At 68.1% G+C, this 1,168-nt stretch carries 1 protein-coding gene; it reads right to left on the reverse strand.

The window, feature by feature from the left end:
* Nucleotides 1-111: 111 nt before the first annotated feature.
* Nucleotides 112-786 carry a hypothetical protein gene (locus ACFV04_RS43760; RefSeq protein ID WP_380350282.1) on the reverse strand — a complete coding sequence of 225 codons (675 nt, stop codon included), beginning with the start codon at nucleotides 784-786 and terminating at the stop codon, nucleotides 112-114.
* Nucleotides 787-1,168 lie beyond the last annotated feature (382 nt).

Genomic DNA, 1,168 nt, shown 5'->3' on the forward strand with positions numbered 1-1,168 from the left:
CACGGCAGCAGTGGATGCGGACAGACATGCGAAAGGCCCTGCAGCTACTGGGCTGCAGGGCCTTCACGGTCGATTCGGCTCAGCCGGCGACGCGGTCGTCCTGGGGGCGGGTCACGAGTTCGGCTCTTCCTCGGGCTTGGGCTTCCTGTTCGGATGCCTGGTGCGGTGGGGTCCGGCGATGGTACGGGTGTCGGCGTAGTGCCAGATGTCCGCGCGCCGATAGCGCCGACGCATACGGCCGCTGGGCAGCTCCTCCTCTTGGACTGGCTGAGGCCAGTTCCTCGGAGGGTTCTTGGGGTAGTGGGTGATGCTGCTGGGCTCCACACCGAGAATGCGCGCGGCCTGGGACAGCGTGACAAGGTCATTGGGGCTACCGGAACGGTCGACGTCCAGTTCCCTGCGCTGGGACCGCCGACGGTAGTCGGCGTACCAGGCGTCCCATTCGCCGACGTCCCAGTACGTCGTCTGCTGCACGGTCTTGACCGGCGCGGGGTGACCGTTCTCCTCGCGCAGTGACCACATCCGGCTGAGGGTCACCAGGGCCAAACCGTGCCGGGCTGCCAGCTCGGCACGGGACTCCAGGTCTTGGGTGTCGTGTCGCCTCTGGTACCAGGAATCCCACTCCTCACGGTCCCAGACCAGCTCGCGGCCGACTGTTCCAACGGCCTCGGGGTGGCCGGTCACGCTGCGGTCGCGGTGCCACTTCTCCAGGGGGGACAGCGTCATGCCGTACCTGTCCATCAGGGCTCGCCGGGTGTAGACCTCGCGTCCGTTTAGCGTCGTCACAGTGCTCCTGGTTACTCAATCCTGGGGCACTCCCGGGGTACCAGTGGTGCCTACTATGGTCGCGTCGTCCTCTGGACGGGCTGAAGGGCCCCTCCTGCCGGAGGACGCATCGGGCGGCCTGCGCTCTGCCAAGTTCCGCAGGCCGCCCACCTCCGACACGGAAGCCATTCGACATGGCTAATTCTGCCTGATTTCTTTGGCGGCTTCCACGGCGCGATGTTCTGCTGGTCGACCGCCGGCGCCATCGGCGCCGGCTCTTGCGGAGCCGGTGAGGAACGAACCGGCCCCGCCCCGCCCACGCAGTGGGCGGACGATACAGCCGTCCCCGCAGGGGACGGCCGCTGCAGCACGGCGCCCGGGATCGGTGTTCAGGCCCCCAGGG

This window comes from Kitasatospora sp. NPDC059599 (genome assembly GCF_042735125.1).
In the GTDB taxonomy this organism is placed as follows: domain Bacteria; phylum Actinomycetota; class Actinomycetes; order Streptomycetales; family Streptomycetaceae; genus Kitasatospora.